The organism is Roseicyclus marinus, assembly GCF_030163795.1.
Taxonomy (GTDB): Bacteria; Pseudomonadota; Alphaproteobacteria; order Rhodobacterales; family Rhodobacteraceae; genus Roseicyclus; species Roseicyclus marinus.
The window spans coordinates 52,818-69,503 of sequence record NZ_JASJOF010000008.1 but is presented as its reverse complement, the minus strand read 5'-3'; the positions used below and the strand labels follow the sequence as shown (position 1 = coordinate 69,503).

The following is a 16,686-nucleotide window of genomic DNA, read 5'->3' as shown; positions in this document are numbered from 1 at the left end:
CCTCCCGGCGGTCGGTTCTAGCGTCACTCGGCGGCGTCGCGCGCGCCCCCGAGGCTGGCCAGCATGTCCTCGACGAGGCCCATCTGGCTCTGAAGGTCATTGATCGCCACGTCCAGTTCGGCGCGCTGGCGTTCCATGTCGGTCAGGCGGTCGCGCGCGATGGCGATGGTGCGCGACAGCTGCGTCGCCTGCTGGTCGCCCACGTAGTAGAGGTCGAGCAGCTGGCGGATTTCCTCGAGGCTGAAGCCGAACCGCTTGCCCCGCAGGATCAGCGTGAGCCGGGCGCGGTCGCGCTTGGTGAACAGGCGTTTCTGGCCCTGACGGATCGGAAACAGAAGCTCTTTTTGTTCGTAGAAGCGCAGGGTACGCGGCGTCACCTCGAAGGCGTCGCACATCTGGCGGATGGTCATCGTATCGGCGGTCATGGTCGGATCTTCCGTGTCGAACATGGGGTTTCTGCCGTCTGGATGTGCGAGTCGGGGATATCTTTACAAGACAGGATGACGTTGACGTAAACGGAACGTCGCGTCACTTTGCAGGGTGACGAAACGTCAGGAAAGCTGACGCTGGGGAAGGCGCAATTTTGTGAGGTCTGGTATTGTTGGTTCGAGCGCCCTTCGCTCAATCCAGTCTGTTCAAATAGGCCTCGGGCGGCCCGTAGGTTTTCGTAACGCGTGTGCCTTTCCGGGCCTCAACGGATTCCTCGGCCATTCTGTGTAACCGATAGTCGATCCCAAGTCGGGCGCAGATAGTATGTTGATTTGCGTTTATGGCGTGGCCATCCAAAGCAGGGTCACGTGCAAAGACATCCAAGCGGAGACGCTTAGGTCGCCGTAACAGGATCAGGCTGTGTAGGGCCGAGCCCTGTTCTCCCGCGATCCGCTCCGCGCAAGAAAGAGCCTCCATTTGGTCACGGATTGTCATGGTTTCGGGCCGCATCACTTCCCACCCACGTTGGGTCAAGCTTTCCTCAAGCGCGGTCCGTCCGGTGTTTTCCGCCTCTTCCACACCTGCGCGCGATAGCCAGAGTTTCCGGTTCGGTTCTGGCTTGTGATTGACCTTTCCGAGAAATCTGAAGTGGTGGGCCCCAAAACGATACTGGATTTCGTATCCGGGCGCTGGAACTATCAGCTCATCCACGATGATGGGTGAATTGATCATCAGGATTGGGTTCGTCACGCCAAGAAGGTCGAGAATATCGCGCATCCATGGGTGAAGGCTGTCTTGTTTGGCGCCTGGTCCGACGCTCCAGAGGATCGGGCGATCCGGAAAGCGATCAACCGCCCACAATCTGGCCAGGCTTTCGAGAAGAAAGTGTCCGAAGGCTGGAAACAAAGGACCGGCGAAGACTGCGGATGCAATACGGGGCGAATTCGTCGCGATCTCGTTATATGCCTGTCCAAGTTGGTGCTTCTTGCGAGGATGATAGCGACGAAAAAGTGCGGTTTCCGGATCTAAACGCCCATCTGGCCCATAGCTTCCCATGCGCAGCGTATTGGGACCCTCCCAGCGATGCGGCACAACGGTGCGACAGCGCAGATGCCAAAGTTTGGGGCGGGGGCCAAACCGTTGCAGCCGCCATTTCATCAGGTCTGTCTTGAGATCGGACAGGAAGCCGCTTTGCCCCGGTATCATTGCACAAAGTCTCACTTTTTACACAGGGCTATAAACGCCCGCCCGCCGCCTCAGCCCCAACTCGCCTCGGTCTGGTCGCGCAGGCTCTGCAACTCGTCGATGATCTCGTCGAGGTCGCGGCGGCGTTTGTCGAGTTCGGCCAATTGCCGGTCGGCCAGCGCCAGCCAGGCCTCGCGCTGGCGCGCGCCCTGGGGGTCGGCGTCATACATCTCGAGCCATTGGCGGATTTCCTCGAGCGCGAAGCCGAACCGGCGGCCGCGCAGGATCAGGGTCATCCGCGCCACTTCGCGCGGGCCGTAGTAGCGCGCCCGTCCCTCGCGTTCGGGAAACAGAAGCTCGATGTATTCGTAATGCCTGAGCGTGCGCGGTGTCACATCGAAGCGCGCGCACATTTCCTTGAAACTCAGCCGGGTGTCCTTGCCCATCACTCCCCCGATCGCTGCCCTTGGTAACGGCCTTGGTACGGACCAGCATAGGCGCCAGCGTCGTCCCTGCAAAGACCGGCTTGGTGGGGCTTGCGCGCCGGTGCGGGCAGAGGGAAGATCACGGGCAAAGCAAAGGGACGACGCGCATGACGGGCAGGGATGGCGAGGGCGGGGCTGCGGGCCCTGCGGACGGGATTGCGCAAAAGGCGCGGATCGCGCGCCAGTTCATTGCCGCGATCCCGTTTTCCGGCGCGCTCGACATGCGGCTGGAAGACATCGGCGACGGAATGGCCACGATCTCGATGCCATGGTCGGCGGCTTTGGTGGGCGACCCCAAGACCGGGGTGATCCATGGCGGCGCGGTCTCGGCGCTCATGGATACCTGCGGGGGCGCGGCGGTGATGTGCCACCCCGAGGCCTTGGCGGGCACCGCGACCATCGATCTGCGGATCGATTACATGCGCGCGGCCACGCCCGGACAGCGCATCACGGCGCGGGCGGAATGCTATCATGTCACCCGCTCGGTCGCCTTCGTGAGGGCCGAGGCCTGGGACGAGGACCGATCGCGGCCCGTCGCTGCGGCCACGGGAGCCTTTACCGTCGAGCGACCTGCATCGGGGGACAAACCATGAGCCGGGGCAAGCCCGAGCCCGTCGAGCGGATCAAGCAGCGCCGCGACCGCGCGCTGGCCGTACTGGTCGAGGCCGTGCCCTATATCGGATTTCTGGGCGTCAGTTTCGACCGTCGCGGCGACGAGTTGACCGGCGTGTTGAGCTATGATCCCAAGCTGATCGGCAACCCGCTTTTGCCCGCGCTGCACGGGGGGGCGATCGCGTCGTTTCTCGAGGTGACGGCGATCATGGAACTGTCCTTTACCCTCTTGTGGGACGATGTCGAAAGCGGTCGCATCGCCGCCGAGAGCCTCAGCCCCGAAACCCTGCCGCGCCTGCCCAAGACCATTGATTTCACGGTGGATTATCTGCGGTCCGGCCTGCCGCGCGACGCCTATGCGCGGGCGCGGGTGAACCGGCAGGGGCGGCGCTACGCCAGTGTGCATGTCGAGGCCTGGCAGGACAATCGCCAACGGCTGTTCGCGCAGGCGACGGGCCATTTCCTGATGCCGCCCCGCGATGGCTGAGGCACTCCGCCTGAGCCACCGTCGGGTGCTGCGGATCGCGCTGCCGGTCGTCTTGTCCAATGCCACCATCCCGCTTCTGGGGGTGGTCGATACTGCTGTGGTGGGCCAATTGGGCGATCCCGCCCCCATCGGGGCGGTGGGATTGGGTGCTGTCATCCTGACCTCGATCTACTGGGCCTTCGGCTTTTTGCGCATGGGCACCGTGGGTCTTGCGGCGCAGGCCATTGGGGCTGGTGATCGGGGCGAGGTGGCCGCGCTTCTGACGCGGGTCCTGATGATCGGGGGGGCGGCGGGGCTGGTGTTGATCACGCTCCGCGCGCCGATCTTCGGCTTCGCGCTGTGGCTGTCGCCCGCAAGCGAAGAGGTGGAGGCGCTGGTGCGGGCCTATCTGCAGGTGCGCATCTGGTCGGCCCCTGCCGCCATCGCGATCTACGGCATCACCGGCTGGCTGATCGCGCAGGAGCGCACCGGCGCGGTTCTGGTCCTGCAATTATGGCAAAACGGGCTCAACATCGTGCTGTCGGTCTGGTTCGTGATGGGGCTGGAGATGGGCGTGGAGGGCGTCGCGCTCGGTACGTTCATCGCGGAATGGAGCGGGCTTGTTCTGGGGCTGTGGTTGTGCCGCCGGGCCTTTGGCGTGCGGGACTGGCGCGACTGGCCGCGGGTCTTCGACAAGGTGGCGCTGTGGCGGATGGCATCGGTCAACACCGATATCCTGATCCGGTCCGTTTTGTTGTTGCTTGGATTTTCGTCCTTCCTGTTTCTGGGGGCGGATTTCGGCGATGCGACGCTAGCGGCCAATCAGGTGCTGATCCAGTTCGTCTATGTGACGAGCTACGGGATGGACGGGTTTGCCTTTGCCGCCGAGGCTTTGGTGGGGCGCGCGATGGGAGCGCGGGACCGTGCGGCGCTGCGCCGGGCGGCACTTTTGACGAGCTTCTGGGGGCTGGTCGTGTCGGGGGGCATGGCGGTGTTGCTGATGCTGGCGGGGGGGCTGTTCATCGACCAGATGACCACGGCCGAGGGCGTGCGGGCCGAGGCGCGGACCTATCTGCCGTGGATCATCGCGGCGGTTCTGGGCGGTTGGGCGTCGTGGATGCTCGATGGCATCTTCATCGGGGCCACCCGCACGCGCGACATGCGCAACATGATGGCGGTCAGTTTCACAGGCTATGCCGTGATGGTCGTGTTGCTGCTGCCGGGGATGGGCAATCACGGGCTCTGGGCGGCGCTGGTAGGGTTTTTCGTGCTGCGGGGGCTGACGCTGGGCCTGCGCTACCCGGCGCTGGAGCGGGCGGCGGGGTAGGGAGGGGGGCTCTGCCCCCATCGCCTTTGGCGATTCCCCCGGGATATTTTCGAAACAGAGAAGCGCGGAGCGTCAGGTCCAGTCGCCGGTTCCCGTGCCTGTGATCTCGGAGAGGCTGGCGATGCCTTCGGCTTGGGCGCGGGCGTCGAGGTCGCGGGCGATGCGGGCGGCAAGCGTCAGGCCGCCATAGACGAGCGCGGTATAGAGCTGCACCGCCGTGGCGCCCGCGCGGAGTTTTTCCCAGGCCTGATCGGCATTCGCCACGCCGCCGACCCCGATGAGTGGCAGGCTGCCGCCCGTCAGCTTGGACAGCTGCGCGAGAACCCTTGTCGATTTCTCGAAGAGCGGCTGGCCGGACAGCCCGCCCGTTTCGCCCTTGTGACGGCTGGAAAGACCGTCGCGGGCGAGTGTCGTGTTGGTGGCGATGATGCCCGCAAGGCCATGGGCCAGAGCGACCTCGGCGATCTCGGCCAGATCGTCGGGGGTGAGGTCGGGCGCGATCTTGAGAAAGATCGGGATCGGCGTCGCAAGACCCGCCCGCGCCTCCATCACGCCCGCAAGCAGCGTATCAAGCGCGGCACGTCCCTGAAGGTCGCGCAGGCGTTCGGTGTTGGGCGAGGAGACATTGACGGTGGCGAAATCCACATGCGCCCCGCAGCGGGCGAGAACCCGCGCGAAATCGCCCGCGCGGTCGGCGCTCTCCTTGTTCGCGCCGAGGTTCAGGCCGACGGGCACCGCGCGGGGGGATGTAGCGAGCCGGGTGGCGATCGCCTCCATCCCGTCGTTGTTGAAGCCGAAGCGGTTGATCGCGGCCCGGTCCTCGGTCAGGCGGAAGAGCCGGGGCTTGGCATTGCCGGGCTGGGCCACGGGGGTGGCTGCCCCCACCTCGACGAAGCCGAAGCCCGCGCGGGTGAGCGGGCCCACGGCCTCGGCATTCTTGTCGAAGCCCGCGGCAAGGCCCACGGGGTTGGGAAGCACCATCCCGGCCAGCCGCGTTTCGAGCCGGGGCGAGGTGACCGGGCCGGGTGCGGGCAGGAGGCCGGTGCGCAGGGCGGAAATGGCCAGTGCATGGGCGCGCTCGGGGTCCATGCGCTGCATCACCGATAGGCCGAAACGCTCCCACATTCTGTCAGAGGTCCGCTGGGAATGCATGGCTGCCGCCCTGAAGCGGCAGGGGTGCGTGCCAGAGCACATCGGCGCGGCGCAAGGGCCCGTAGAGATGCGGGAAAAGCGCGCCTCCGCGGGACGGTTCCCAGACGAGAGCCTCGCCCAAGGCCTCGGCCTCGAAGGCGGCGAGGATCAGGCCGTCTTGTCCCGCGAAATGGCGCGCCGCAGTCTCAGCGACCTGTTCGGCGGTCGAGAAGTGGATGAAGCCGTCCGTGACATCGACGGGCGCGCCCGCGGTTTCGCCGTGGGCGTCAAGGTCGGCCCATTCGGCCCGGTGAAGGATCTTGTAGATGCGCATGGGCCCTCCATTGGCGCGCGGATGACCCGCCGTCAAGTGTTACGCAAGCGTCACCGTTCCGCTTTACTTGGCCCGCCGGGGCGGTCAGTCTGATCTCTGTCCAACACATACGGGAGAGCAACAATGCTTGCACGAATCCTTGGGTCCACCGCGATGGTTGCGGGCCTGTCAATGGCCGCACCGGTTGCGGCGGAAACCACGCTGCATATCCTGCACATCAACGACCTGCACAGCCGGATCCAGTCGATCTCGGGGTCGGGGTCGACCTGTTCGGCAGAGAACGAAGCGGCAGGGGAGTGTTTCGGGGGTGTGGCGCGTGTGGCCACGGCAATCAACACGTTGCGCGGCGATCTGCAGGCCGCGGGCGAGAACGTGCTGGTTCTGGATGCGGGTGACCAATATCAGGGCAGCCTGTTCTTCACCACCTATCGCGGCGCGGCCGAGGCCGAGTTCATGGAAGCCATCGGCTTCGACGCGATGGCGCTGGGCAATCACGAGTTCAACAACGGTCCCGAGGGGCTGTTGCCGCTGCTCGATACGGTCAGCTTCCCTGTGGTGTCGGGCAACCTCGATGTCAGCGCCGATCCGGTGCTGAACGGGCGGGTTGGCGACCGGCTGGTGCTTGAGGTGAACGGGATGCAGGTCGGCATCGTTTCGGCGCTGACGCGCGACACGATGGAGATTTCCTCGCCCGGGGACAGTGTCGTCTTCGAGGAAGAGATCGCGGCGCTGCAGGCCGATGTGGATGCCCTGACCGCCGAAGGCGTTTCGATGATCATCGCGCTGACCCATGTGGGCCTGCCCGCCGATATCCGGATCGCCGAAGCCGTCACCGGGCTGGACGTGATCGTGGGCGGCCATTCGCACACCTATCTGAGCAAGGACGATCCGGACCGCGACGGCCCCTATCCGCTTTGGATCTCGAACCCCGAGGGGGCGATGGTGCCGATCGTTCAGGCAGGCGCCTATTCGCGCTACCTTGGCCACCTGGCCGTCACCTTCGATGACGCGGGCGAGGTGGTTTATGCCGATGGCAACACAATGCTGCTCGATGCCAGCGTGGTGCCGGACGAGACGATTGCCGCCCGTATCGCGGAACTGGGCGGCGAGATCGATGTCGCCATGGCCGTCGCCGTGGGCGAGACCTCGGATTTCATCGAGGGCGACCGCAGCGTTTGCCGCGTGATGGAATGCCCGATGGGCAATCTGGTGGCCGATGCCATGCTGCAGCGCGTCGCCGACCAGGGCATCCAGATCGCTATCGCCAACAGCGGGGGCCTGCGCGCCTCGATCGACGCGGGCGAGGTGACGATGGGCGAGGTGTTTACCGTCCTGCCGTTCCAGAATGCGCTGGCGACCTTTCAGCTGACCGGCGCCGATGTGCTGGCCGCGCTGGAAAACGGCGTGAGCCAGGTCGAGGAAGTGGCGGGCCGCTTCCCTCAGGTGTCGGGGATGCGCTTCACCTGGAACCCGGCGGGGGAACCGGGCGCGCGGATCGTGTCGGCCGAGGTCGACATGGGCGGCACCTGGGAGGCGCTGGATCCGGCGGCGACCTATGGCGTCGTGTCCAACAACTTCATGCGCGGCGGCGGCGACGGCTACAGCGTCTTTGCCACCAACGGCATGAATGCCTATGACTTCGGCCCCGGTCTGGAAGAGGTCGTGGCGACCTATATCGGCGAAAACAGCCCCTACACGCCCTATACCGACGGGCGGATCGCCACCGTCGAGTAAACGGCGACAGGGTTAAGGACGGGCCGGCGCGGGGGATCCTCGCGCCGGCCTTTTCGTGCCATGCAGCAGGTGCAGGGCGGGTTTCGGATCGGGACAATTGTTGGTTCCGTTAGCGCCACCATATCCATCCCACAAAGAGATGAATGATGTTGGAAAGGAGCCACCGATGGTTTCGATGATCACCCGCCTGCGCGCCGCCGCCGCGAAACGCGCGGCCTATAACCAGACCGTCCGCGAAATTTCGAGCCTGCCGCGCGAAATGGCATGGGATATCGGCATCTTCCGCGAGGATGCGGAACAGATCGCCTGGAAACACGTCTATGGGCGTTGAACCGGGGCATGAGGCGGTGCCGGTCGCCAGAACCGGCTTTCCCGGCTTGTGCGTCATGATCTAGGCTGTGGCCCATGTGCGGGCGCATGACCATGACCCACCCCGATGACGCGATGGCGCGACTGTTTCAGGCCGCGCCCTCGAACGACCTGCCCGACGTGCCACGCTACAACATCTGCCCGACGCAGGCCGTGGGCGTGGTGACGTCGGGCCCCCGGGGGCGACGGCTGCGCCCGATGCGCTGGGGGTTCGTGCCGCATTGGTACAAGACGCCCACGGACGGCCCGCTTTTGATCAATGCGCGCGCCGAGACCATCGCGGAAAAGCCCGCCTTTCGCGCCGCCGTGCGCGAACGGCGCTGCCTGATCCCCGCCACGGGATTCTACGAATGGACCAAGGACGCGGACGGAAATCGTCTGCCGTGGTATTTCGTGGCAAAGGGCGAGGGGCCGCTGGTCTTTGCGGGGATCTGGCAGGACTGGGGGCAGGGCGACGACCGCGTGACGGCCTGCGCCATCGTCACCACGGGGGCGAGCGACTGGATGGCTGCGACCCATCACCGTGAACCGGTCGTCCTGGCGCCGGGCGACTGGGCCCGCTGGCTGGGCGAGACGGGCGAAAAGGCCGCCCCTCTGATGCGCCCCGCACCGGAAGGGTTCTACGACCGCTGGCGCGTCGATCCGACCGTCAATTCCAACCGTGCCGAGGGCGAGGGCCTGACGCGGCCCATCGCCGCCTGAGCGGGCAGGGGCGCGGGCTCATGGGGAAGTGCGAGGCCGTCCGCCTCGCTTTTCGAGCCCGTGGGGCGCGCCCCGAACCAAGCCCTGCGGTATGATTGCATGCTAGGCAGTCTTGCGAAAAATCAGTAGGCTACCAGTCGGTTGGTATGCGTTCACTGGTTCAGCTCCCATGTTGGGATCAAGCAAGGTGGCGTTCCGTCATGGCCGATTCCCCGTCGACCTCCTTGTCGCCACGTCTGCCGGAGAACGGCAGGCGGATGCCGGGTTCAGATGGCGGAACGTCCGTCGTTTCCGGTGGTCTTCCCGGGCGTTCGATGCGAGCGGTCATCTTTCGGCCGACCATCGGGTCTCGCCCGATCTGGATCGGGATCGGCGTTCTGGTCCTTTTGTCGATCTTCGCCGGAAGCGTCGTGGTCTACGAGACGGGGGGCACCGCCTATCCCTATCCGCATGTCCTGTTGTTGCCCGTGATCCTGTCGGCCGCGGTGTTCAAGGTGCCCGGCGGTCTGATCGCGGGCCTGATCGCCGGATTGAGCGTCGGCCCTTACATGCCGCTCGACGTGGACAACGGGGTGATGCAGGCCACGCAGGCCTGGATCTTCCGTCTGGTGATGTTCCTGTTGATCGGGGGCTTCACGGGTCTTTTGTCGACGCTGATGTATCAGCGGCAGCAGGATCTGATCGCGCGGGAACGGATCGATCCGGTCTCGGGCCTGCTGTCCCCCATCGCGGCGTTGCGCCTTGTGGCGGGCAAGGATTCCGAGGCCAGGCTCGATCCGCCGGCCTATGCCGTCGTGATCGCCTACGAGGGCCTGTCCTCCGTGCTGCGCGCGTTGGGGATCGAGGCGTCGAACAAGGCCATTTTCGAGATTGGACAAACACTGCAGGCTGCGATGGGGCCTGATCGGCTGGTTACGCGGATCCACGGCGCGACCTTCGCCGTCACCTTGCCGAAGGGGCGCCGCAGCGTTCATTCCTTTGCAAAGGACATCGAGCGGTTCATGCCCCAGTCGATGCCGATCGACACCTTCGCCCTGATGCTGCTGCCGCGCTATGGGGTCGCCAAGCTGACCGAGGAGGATCGGACCGAGGGGCAGGCCTTCCGCAAGGCGATGGCCGCCCTCAACCTTGCCCGCAACGAAGGGCGACGCATCGCCCGCTACAGGGGCAGCTATGACCATGCCGTCACGCGCGGTTTCGTTCTGCTGTCTGATTTCGAGCGGGCGCTGCGGGTCGGGGAATTGCGGGTGCATTTTCAACCCAAGGTGAACCTCGCGACTGGTAAACCGATGGGGGTCGAGGCGTTGATCCGCTGGCGCAATTCATTTTTCGGGAACATTCCGCCCGCGTTTTTCGTCCCGATCATCGAAAAGACCAACCTGATCGACGACATGACGCGGTTCGTGGCGCAGACCGCGATGGCGGATATCGCGGCGCTCGAGGCGCAGGGGTTCGATCTGGAATTGGCCCTGAACATTGCGCCCTCGTTGCTGACCAACACCGAGTTCATGGCCTTTCTCAAGGCGTTACCGGGGCGTTACGGGATAGCACCCGCGCGGATCGAGTTGGAAATCACCGAAACCGCCCTGATGGACGATACTGTCATGAACACGCGCGCGCTCGAGGATCTGCATGCCTTCGGGTTCCGGCTGGCCATCGACGATTTCGGAACCGGCTATTCCTCGATGCTTTATCTCAAGAATTTCCCGATGGACACGGTCAAGCTCGACCAGTCCTTTGTCCGCGATCTTCCTGACAACCAGGCGAGCGCGGCGATTTCCTCCATGACCGCTGCCGTCTGCAAACGCATGGGCACGCGTGTCGTTGCCGAAGGCGTCGAAACCCGCACCGCCGAAGCCTTTCTGGAGGAGCAGGGTTTCGATATCGTGCAAGGTTACCTGTACGCGCGCCCGATGTCATCGGAAGACCTTTTGAAATGGCTGACGCGACAGCGGGCGGAACGAACCGGCGGCGCGTCCTGACCTTGCGCGGCAGTCATGGCTTTCGTCAGGAGGGTTGCGCCGATCCGGCGGCCACGAGCCGGGGCCTGCGGATTGCTTCTTTCTGGTCGTACATGCGCCGATCCGCTTCGGCGATCGTCGCCTCGACATCGGGATAGTCCGACAGCGAGGCGACCCCGAAGGAGAAGCCATAGCCCTTGGGCCGGGTGTCATCGTCCGGCGCGCTGTCGGTCATGCTGCGCTCGATGTCCCGAAGCTTGGTTTCGATGACCTCTTGCGCGGCCTTGGCCGCGATCCAGAATTCGTCGCCGCCGGCCCGGGCCACGCAATCATCCTTGCGGAACCCGTCACGCAGGGCATGTCCGATGTATCGGATATAGGTATCGCCCGCAGAATGGCCCTGCGTGTCGTTGATCTTCTTGAGGCCGTTTATGTCGATCACGGCAATCGACAGTTGCTCCTTGTCGCGCAGTTTCTGGGCCACGATTTCTTCGAAACCGCGCCGCGAATAGCAGCCTGTCAGCTTGTCATGGGCGATCTGGTCGAGCAGCTGCTTGTTCCGTTGCGCCACGACGGAGGAGATGGTGACCGCAAGGCCCGCGCCGATCGCGGCGAACAACCCGAACAACAGGTGATTGCGTGCATCGCCAAGGGCCGAGGTGGCGATCTCCAACCGGTAGAGTTCGTCAAGGCGCGCGGCTTCGAGGATCACTGGGGTATAGGGATGCCACCGGCGTTGCGCCTCGGTCGCGAGATCGTAAAGGCGCGACAGTTCCGAATCCCCCAACGACGGGGTGTTCGCGATGATTTCGGCCATCTCGTCGCGCGTGGAAAAGAGGGAGGGAACGACGTCACCTGCATTCGCGCGTTCCAAGATGTCCTGCGTCCGTGCCTGATCCAGTTCGTTCAGGTGGGTGTTGAGATGGTCAAAGGAAAGCCGGACCTGCCGGGCGGCGTCGCCATCCGTCGCTTGGCTGGCCAAGATGATATCCGTCCGGAATTCCGACAGGGTTGCATCCACCTGCGTGGCCGTCCACGGAGTCGATGGCCCGCCCTCGCGGGTGACTTCGGCAATCGTTTCCCCGAGAGCGACCAGCGACAGGAACAAAGACGCGCCGCCTATGATGCACAACAAGACCGTGACCGGCACGATCTGATGCAGGGAGAGAGGCCAGAGGGAACGCATGGTTCTGTCTTTCTTTGTGAAAGCGCAGATACGCCAAGCGCGCGGAAGACAATGACTACGACCAAATACTGGTGTGTGCAAACTATCTCGATAAGTTGCGCGGTTCAATCCAAAGTACGCACGCGCGGTCGTTATGGAACTTTGCCTGGTCCACAGAGGCGGGCGCAGCGTCCCTACGACGTCCGGAAATTACCGCGGGATCTTTCGCTGTGGGGCGGGGATCTGGAGCGGGCGACGGGAATCGAACCCGTATCTCTTGCTTGGAAGGCAAGGGTCTTACCATTACACAACGCCCGCGCACGGAAGGACTGCTAGACCCGCATGGCAGGATCGTCAAGCCGGTCGGTCCTTCGGATGCGGTGCCTCAGAACACGAAATGATCGGCGCCCAGATCGTCAAACAGAACGCCCGCAAGAAGGATCGACATCGCCTCGCCGGTTGTGGCGAGCACACCGCCCGCGACGATGCGCACAGCGCCCGAGCCCATGAAAGCGTCGAAACCCTCGATCCCCGAAAGACTGGACATGCCCGACAGGTCGATAGGGCAGGCCCCCATGCCAGCGCATCATGCTGCGCGAGGGTTTGCGGTGGATTGCCCGATGGCTTGGCCTGCATCTAGGATCGGGGTGGTGTTGTTGCGGTTCTTGCGTCATCGAAAGGCAGATCATGGGCGTCATTGCCTGCGTGCCCTTCGGACTGGTGGGGTTGGGGCTTGTCAGGCTGGTCGTATGTGCCGCCGCGGACCTTCACCCGGCAGGATTTGCTCGACCTCTACGGGTTCGAGGAATGACGCGGCAGCCCGCCCCATTGCGGCAGATCGGCCCTGCCTGTAACGCGAGGCAGGAAACGACAAGAAAAGCCCGATGACCGCAGACACCTCCGCAACTCCAAAGCCCGGCCCCACCGCCTCTGCCACCGAAGATCGCGCCAAGTCGCGCCGCATCGGCAGCCTGCGCGCTCTTGGCCCGTTTCTCGCACCTTATGCGCCGATGCTGGCCGCCGCCGTCGCGGCACTGGTGCTGACGGCCATCGTGTCCCTGACCCTTCCCTTGGCCGTGCGTCGTGTCGTGGACGGGTTCGAAACCGAAAGCGCGGAGCTGCTGGACAAGTATTTCCTCGCGGCGCTGGCCATCGCGGTCCTGCTCGCGCTGGGAACGGGGCTGCGCTACTACCTCGTCACGCGTTTGGGCGAGCGGGTGGTGGCCGACATCCGCAAGGCGGTCTTCGACCGGATGATCGGGATGAGCCCCGCCTTCTACGAAAAGATCATGACCGGCGAGGTGTTGAGCCGGATCACGACCGATACCACACTCCTGTTGTCGGTGATCTCGTCGAGCGTGTCGGTCGCGCTTCGCAACCTGTTGATCCTGATCGGGGGGCTGGCCCTGATGATGGTCACCTCGCCCAAGCTGACGGGGGCGGTTTTGTTGATCGTGCCGTTGATCATCGTGCCGATCGTCGTTCTGGGCCGGCGCCTGCGCAGTCTCAGCCGTGAAAATCAGGATTGGATCGCCGAAAGCTCGGGCAATGCCTCCGAGGCGCTTTTGTCCGTGCAGACGGTGCAGGCCTTTACGCATGAGCGCGCCTCCGCCCATGCCTTTGACCTTGTGACCGAGAAAAGCTTTGTCAGCGCCAAGAAACGGATCGCGACCCGCGCGGTGATGACGGTGATCGTCATCACGCTGGTCTTTGCGGGCATCGTGGGCGTGCTGTGGACCGGGGCGCGCGATGTGCGGGCCGACGCCATGAGCATCGGCGAACTGATCCAGTTCCTCATCTACGCGATCATGGTCGCGGGGTCGGTGGGTGCCCTGTCCGAGATCTGGGGCGAATTGCAGCGTGCCAGCGGCGCGACCGAGCGGTTGGTGGAACTCTTGCACACCGGGGACGCCGTGTCGGACCCGGCGCGGGGCGTGGCGCTGCCGCAGGGCGGGCGCGGGGCCATCACCTTCGAGGAGGTGCGCTTCTCCTATCCGACCCGACCCGAGGACAAGGCACTCGATGGTGTCACGCTCACCATCCGGCCCGGCGAGACCGTGGCGCTGGTCGGGCCGTCCGGGGCGGGAAAGACCACGATTTTCCAGCTCTTGCAGCGATTCTATGACCCGTCCGAAGGGCGGATCACGCTCGATGGGGTCGATCTGCGCGACATGGCGCGGGCGACCTTCCGCGGTGCCATGGCGCTGGTGCCGCAAGATCCGGTGATCTTCGGCGCGACCGCGCGTGACAACATCCGCTTCGGCCGCCCCGATGCCACAGATGCCGAGGTCGAGGCGGCGGCGCGGGCGGCAGCCGCGCATGATTTCCTCATCGCGCTGCCGCAGGGCTATGACACCTATGTCGGTGAGCGGGGGCTGATGTTGTCGGGCGGACAGAAGCAGCGGATCGCGATCGCACGGGCCATCTTGCGCGATGCGCCGATCTTGCTTCTGGACGAGGCGACCAGCGCGCTTGACGCCGAAAGCGAACGCGCGGTCCAAGATGCCGTGGCGCGCCTCTCGGCGGATCGGACGACGCTGATCGTGGCGCATCGCTTGGCCACGGTGAAACAGGCCGACCGGATCCTCGTCTTCGAGGCCGGCCGGATCGTGGCCGAGGGCACGCATGACAGCCTCGTGGCGCAGGGCGGGCTTTACGCCCGCCTCGCCCGTCTGCAATTCACCGAAGGCCTCGCCGCAGAATAAGGCCGCCGTGGCGTCAGGCTTGCACCGCCCCCGGGCGCCCCCCATGCTGCCCCCCGGAGGAGGGGAGCGGTCCGTTCAAGGCGTCTCCCCCAAGAGATGGCAGGGGAGTGTTTCGCCATGGTGCAGTTTGCCACGCTTGCGGATATCACGCGGATCGAGGGAGAGATGCCTTGGCCGCAAAGCCAGCCGGCCCGGACCCTCTATGAATTGCTGAGCCGCACACGCGACCGCCACGGGTCCTTGCGTGCCACGTCCTTCCAGATGTTTTCGGGGCCGAACGACCCCGCCGAGACGCTCACATGGGACGAGCTTCACGGCCGCGTCACGCAGGCGGCCAACATGTTCCGCGCGCTGGGCGTGACCGAGACCGATACGGTGGCCTATGTCTTGCCGAATTGCACCGAAACGGTGGTGACGCTTCTGGGCGGCATGGTCGCGGGCATCGCGGCCCCGATCAACCCGTTGCTCGAGCCCGAGCAGATCGCCGCCATCCTGCGCGAGACCAAGGCCCGTGTCGTCGTCACGCTCAAGGAATTCCCCAAGACCGACGTCGCCCAGAAGATGGCCGAAGCGGTCAGGAACGCCCCGAACGTGCAGGTGGTGATCGAGGTCGATCTGTTGCGCTACATCACCGGGATCAAGCGCTTCATCATCCCCTTCATCCGGCCCAAGAACCCCTCGGGCCACCATGCCCGCGTTCTGGATTGGGCGAGTGAAACCGCCAAACACCCGCGTGATCGCCTGACCTTCGCCGACAGCGACGGCGACCGCGTCGCGGCCTATTTCCACACTGGCGGCACGACCGGCATGCCCAAGGTCGCGCAGCACAGCTATTCGGGGATGATCTACAACGGCTGGGTCGGTCACACGCTTCTCTTCACAGAGAAGGACAACGTGATCTGCCCCTTGCCGCTGTTCCATGTCTTTGCTTGCCATGTGATCTTGATGGCCATGGTGGCCTCGGGCGGGCATGTGATCTTTCCCACGCCGCAGGGCTATCGCGGCGCGGGCGTCTTCGACAATTTCTGGAAACTGGTCGAACGCTGGCAGGTGACCTTCATCATCACGGTGCCGACCGCCATCGCCGCCATGATGCAGCGCCCGGTCAATGCCGATGTGTCTAGCGTGAAGACGGCCTTTTCCGGTTCGGCCCCCTTGCCGGTGGAATTGTTCCGCCGCTTCGAAAAGGCCACTGGCGTCACGCTGGTCGAAGGTTACGGCCTGACCGAGGCGACCTGCCTCGTGTCCTGCAACCCCGTGGACGGCGAGAAGAAGATCGGGTCGGTCGGCGTGCCCTTTCCCCATTGCGACGTCCGGATCCTCAAGGTCACGCCGCATGGCGTGCTGGATTGCGAGACCGACGAGGTGGGCGAGATCTGCGTCGCCAATCCCGGCGTCCGGCCCGGCGCCACCTATACCGAGGCCGACAAGAACCGCGATCTCTACTTTCACGGCGATTTCCTGCGCACCGGCGATCTGGGCCGGATCGACGCGGATGGCTACCTGTGGATCACGGGGCGCGCCAAGGATCTGATCATCCGGGGTGGCCACAACATCGACCCCGCCGAGATCGAGGAGGCGCTGGCCGGTCACCCTGCCGTGGCCTTTGCCGGTGCGATCGGGCAGCCCGATGCCTTCGCGGGCGAATTGCCCTGCGCCTATGTCGAGCTGGTGGGCGGCGCGCAGGCCAGCGTCGAGGATCTGGCGACATGGTGCCGCGAGCATATCCATGAACGCGCCGCCATCCCCAAGCATCTCGAGATCCTCGACGAATTGCCCAAGACCGCCGTCGGAAAGGTGTTCAAGCCCGACCTGCGCCGACGGGCGATCACGCGCGTCTACGACGCCGCTCTGGCCGAGGCGGGGCTCGCCGCGCGCGTCGATCACGTCGCCGAAGACAAGAAGCTCGGCCTTGTCGCGCATCTGCGCCGCACGGGCCCGGTGGAGGAGGACGCGGTGGCCAGCGTGCTGGGACAATTCACCCAGCCCTGGACCTGGGCGGCCTGAGCCTGTCGCGACCCCGCGCGCACCCCGGACCTTGCAGGCGTGGCCGGGTTCGGGAGCCTCCGGCGGGAGTTTTC

Annotated in this window: 16 protein-coding genes and 1 tRNA gene; 9 read left to right on the top strand and 8 right to left on the bottom strand. The window is 64.9% G+C overall.

What is annotated here, in order from left to right; translation table 11 throughout:
* Positions 1-23: 23 nt before the first annotated feature.
* The 3 genes from QQK63_RS13335 to QQK63_RS13325 form a co-directional block, all read right to left on the bottom strand.
* Positions 24-425 carry a MerR family transcriptional regulator gene (locus tag QQK63_RS13335; RefSeq protein ID WP_277829094.1) on the bottom strand — a complete coding sequence of 134 codons (402 nt, stop codon included), beginning with the start codon at positions 423-425 and terminating at the stop codon, positions 24-26.
* Between the two features lie 196 nt (positions 426-621).
* Positions 622-1,587 (bottom strand): glycosyltransferase family 61 protein, encoded by a 966-nt coding sequence (locus tag QQK63_RS13330; RefSeq protein ID WP_277828925.1) that lies wholly within the window; start codon positions 1,585-1,587, stop codon positions 622-624.
* Between the two features lie 98 nt (positions 1,588-1,685).
* On the bottom strand, positions 1,686-2,060 hold the full coding sequence (locus QQK63_RS13325; RefSeq protein WP_277828923.1) for a MerR family transcriptional regulator: 375 nt from the start codon (positions 2,058-2,060) through the stop codon (positions 1,686-1,688).
* A 146-nt stretch (positions 2,061-2,206) separates the two neighbouring features.
* Between QQK63_RS13325 and QQK63_RS13320 the strand changes: the two genes are divergently transcribed.
* From QQK63_RS13320 to QQK63_RS13310, 3 genes are read left to right on the top strand one after another with little or no spacing between them, the layout of a single operon-like run.
* On the top strand, positions 2,207-2,692 hold the full coding sequence (locus QQK63_RS13320) for a PaaI family thioesterase (protein WP_277828921.1): 486 nt from the start codon (positions 2,207-2,209) through the stop codon (positions 2,690-2,692).
* Positions 2,689-3,198 (top strand): PaaI family thioesterase, encoded by a 510-nt coding sequence (locus QQK63_RS13315; protein ID WP_277828919.1) that lies wholly within the window; start codon positions 2,689-2,691, stop codon positions 3,196-3,198. The genes QQK63_RS13320 and QQK63_RS13315 overlap by 4 nt, the downstream gene beginning before the upstream one ends.
* On the top strand, positions 3,191-4,504 hold the full coding sequence (locus QQK63_RS13310; RefSeq protein ID WP_277828917.1) for an MATE family efflux transporter: 1,314 nt from the start codon (positions 3,191-3,193) through the stop codon (positions 4,502-4,504). Before QQK63_RS13315 ends, QQK63_RS13310 begins: the two co-directional genes overlap by 8 nt.
* Before the next feature lie 72 nt (positions 4,505-4,576).
* Here QQK63_RS13310 and QQK63_RS13305 read toward each other — a convergent pair whose 3' ends face one another.
* Together QQK63_RS13305 and QQK63_RS13300 are read right to left on the bottom strand one after the other, a co-directional pair.
* On the bottom strand, positions 4,577-5,629 hold the full coding sequence (locus QQK63_RS13305) for a quinone-dependent dihydroorotate dehydrogenase (protein ID WP_277828915.1): 1,053 nt from the start codon (positions 5,627-5,629) through the stop codon (positions 4,577-4,579).
* Positions 5,630-5,633: 4 nt separating this feature from the next.
* Positions 5,634-5,969 carry a DUF952 domain-containing protein gene (locus QQK63_RS13300; RefSeq protein ID WP_277828913.1) on the bottom strand — a complete coding sequence of 112 codons (336 nt, stop codon included), beginning with the start codon at positions 5,967-5,969 and terminating at the stop codon, positions 5,634-5,636.
* Positions 5,970-6,092: 123 nt separating this feature from the next.
* Between QQK63_RS13300 and QQK63_RS13295 the strand changes: the two genes are divergently transcribed.
* The 4 genes from QQK63_RS13295 (at position 6,093) to QQK63_RS13280 (ending at position 10,756) form a co-directional block, all read left to right on the top strand.
* Positions 6,093-7,703, top strand: a complete 1,611-nt coding sequence (locus QQK63_RS13295) for a bifunctional metallophosphatase/5'-nucleotidase (protein ID WP_277828911.1) — start codon at positions 6,093-6,095, stop codon at positions 7,701-7,703.
* Positions 7,704-7,869: 166 nt separating this feature from the next.
* Positions 7,870-8,034: a hypothetical protein gene (locus QQK63_RS13290; RefSeq protein WP_277828909.1), complete on the top strand. Its 165-nt coding sequence runs from the start codon at positions 7,870-7,872 to the stop codon at positions 8,032-8,034.
* A gap of 74 nt (positions 8,035-8,108) precedes the next feature.
* Positions 8,109-8,774, top strand: coding sequence for an SOS response-associated peptidase (locus tag QQK63_RS13285; RefSeq protein ID WP_277828907.1), 666 nt, complete (start codon positions 8,109-8,111; stop codon positions 8,772-8,774).
* Between the two features lie 314 nt (positions 8,775-9,088).
* Positions 9,089-10,756: a bifunctional diguanylate cyclase/phosphodiesterase gene (locus QQK63_RS13280; protein WP_277828905.1), complete on the top strand. Its 1,668-nt coding sequence runs from the start codon at positions 9,089-9,091 to the stop codon at positions 10,754-10,756.
* Positions 10,757-10,781: 25 nt separating this feature from the next.
* Here QQK63_RS13280 and QQK63_RS13275 read toward each other — a convergent pair whose 3' ends face one another.
* The 3 genes from QQK63_RS13275 to QQK63_RS13265 all read right to left on the bottom strand — a co-directional run bounded on the left by QQK63_RS13275 (position 10,782) and on the right by QQK63_RS13265 (position 12,477).
* Complete coding sequence (locus QQK63_RS13275) at positions 10,782-11,921, bottom strand: GGDEF domain-containing protein (RefSeq protein WP_277828903.1); 1,140 nt, start codon at positions 11,919-11,921, stop codon at positions 10,782-10,784.
* A 223-nt stretch (positions 11,922-12,144) separates the two neighbouring features.
* Positions 12,145-12,218, bottom strand: a tRNA-Gly gene (locus QQK63_RS13270).
* A gap of 67 nt (positions 12,219-12,285) precedes the next feature.
* A complete protein-coding gene (locus QQK63_RS13265) occupies positions 12,286-12,477 on the bottom strand; it encodes a hypothetical protein (protein ID WP_277828901.1) in 192 nt (63 codons plus the stop codon).
* A 307-nt stretch (positions 12,478-12,784) separates the two neighbouring features.
* Here QQK63_RS13265 and QQK63_RS13260 point away from each other — a divergent pair, with 307 nt between their 5' ends.
* Both QQK63_RS13260 and QQK63_RS13255 read left to right on the top strand, forming a co-directional pair.
* Positions 12,785-14,605 carry an ABC transporter transmembrane domain-containing protein gene (locus tag QQK63_RS13260; protein WP_277828899.1) on the top strand — a complete coding sequence of 607 codons (1,821 nt, stop codon included), beginning with the start codon at positions 12,785-12,787 and terminating at the stop codon, positions 14,603-14,605.
* Between the two features lie 117 nt (positions 14,606-14,722).
* Complete coding sequence (locus QQK63_RS13255) at positions 14,723-16,612, top strand: acyl-CoA synthetase (RefSeq protein WP_277828897.1); 1,890 nt, start codon at positions 14,723-14,725, stop codon at positions 16,610-16,612.
* Positions 16,613-16,686: the final 74 nt, after the last annotated feature.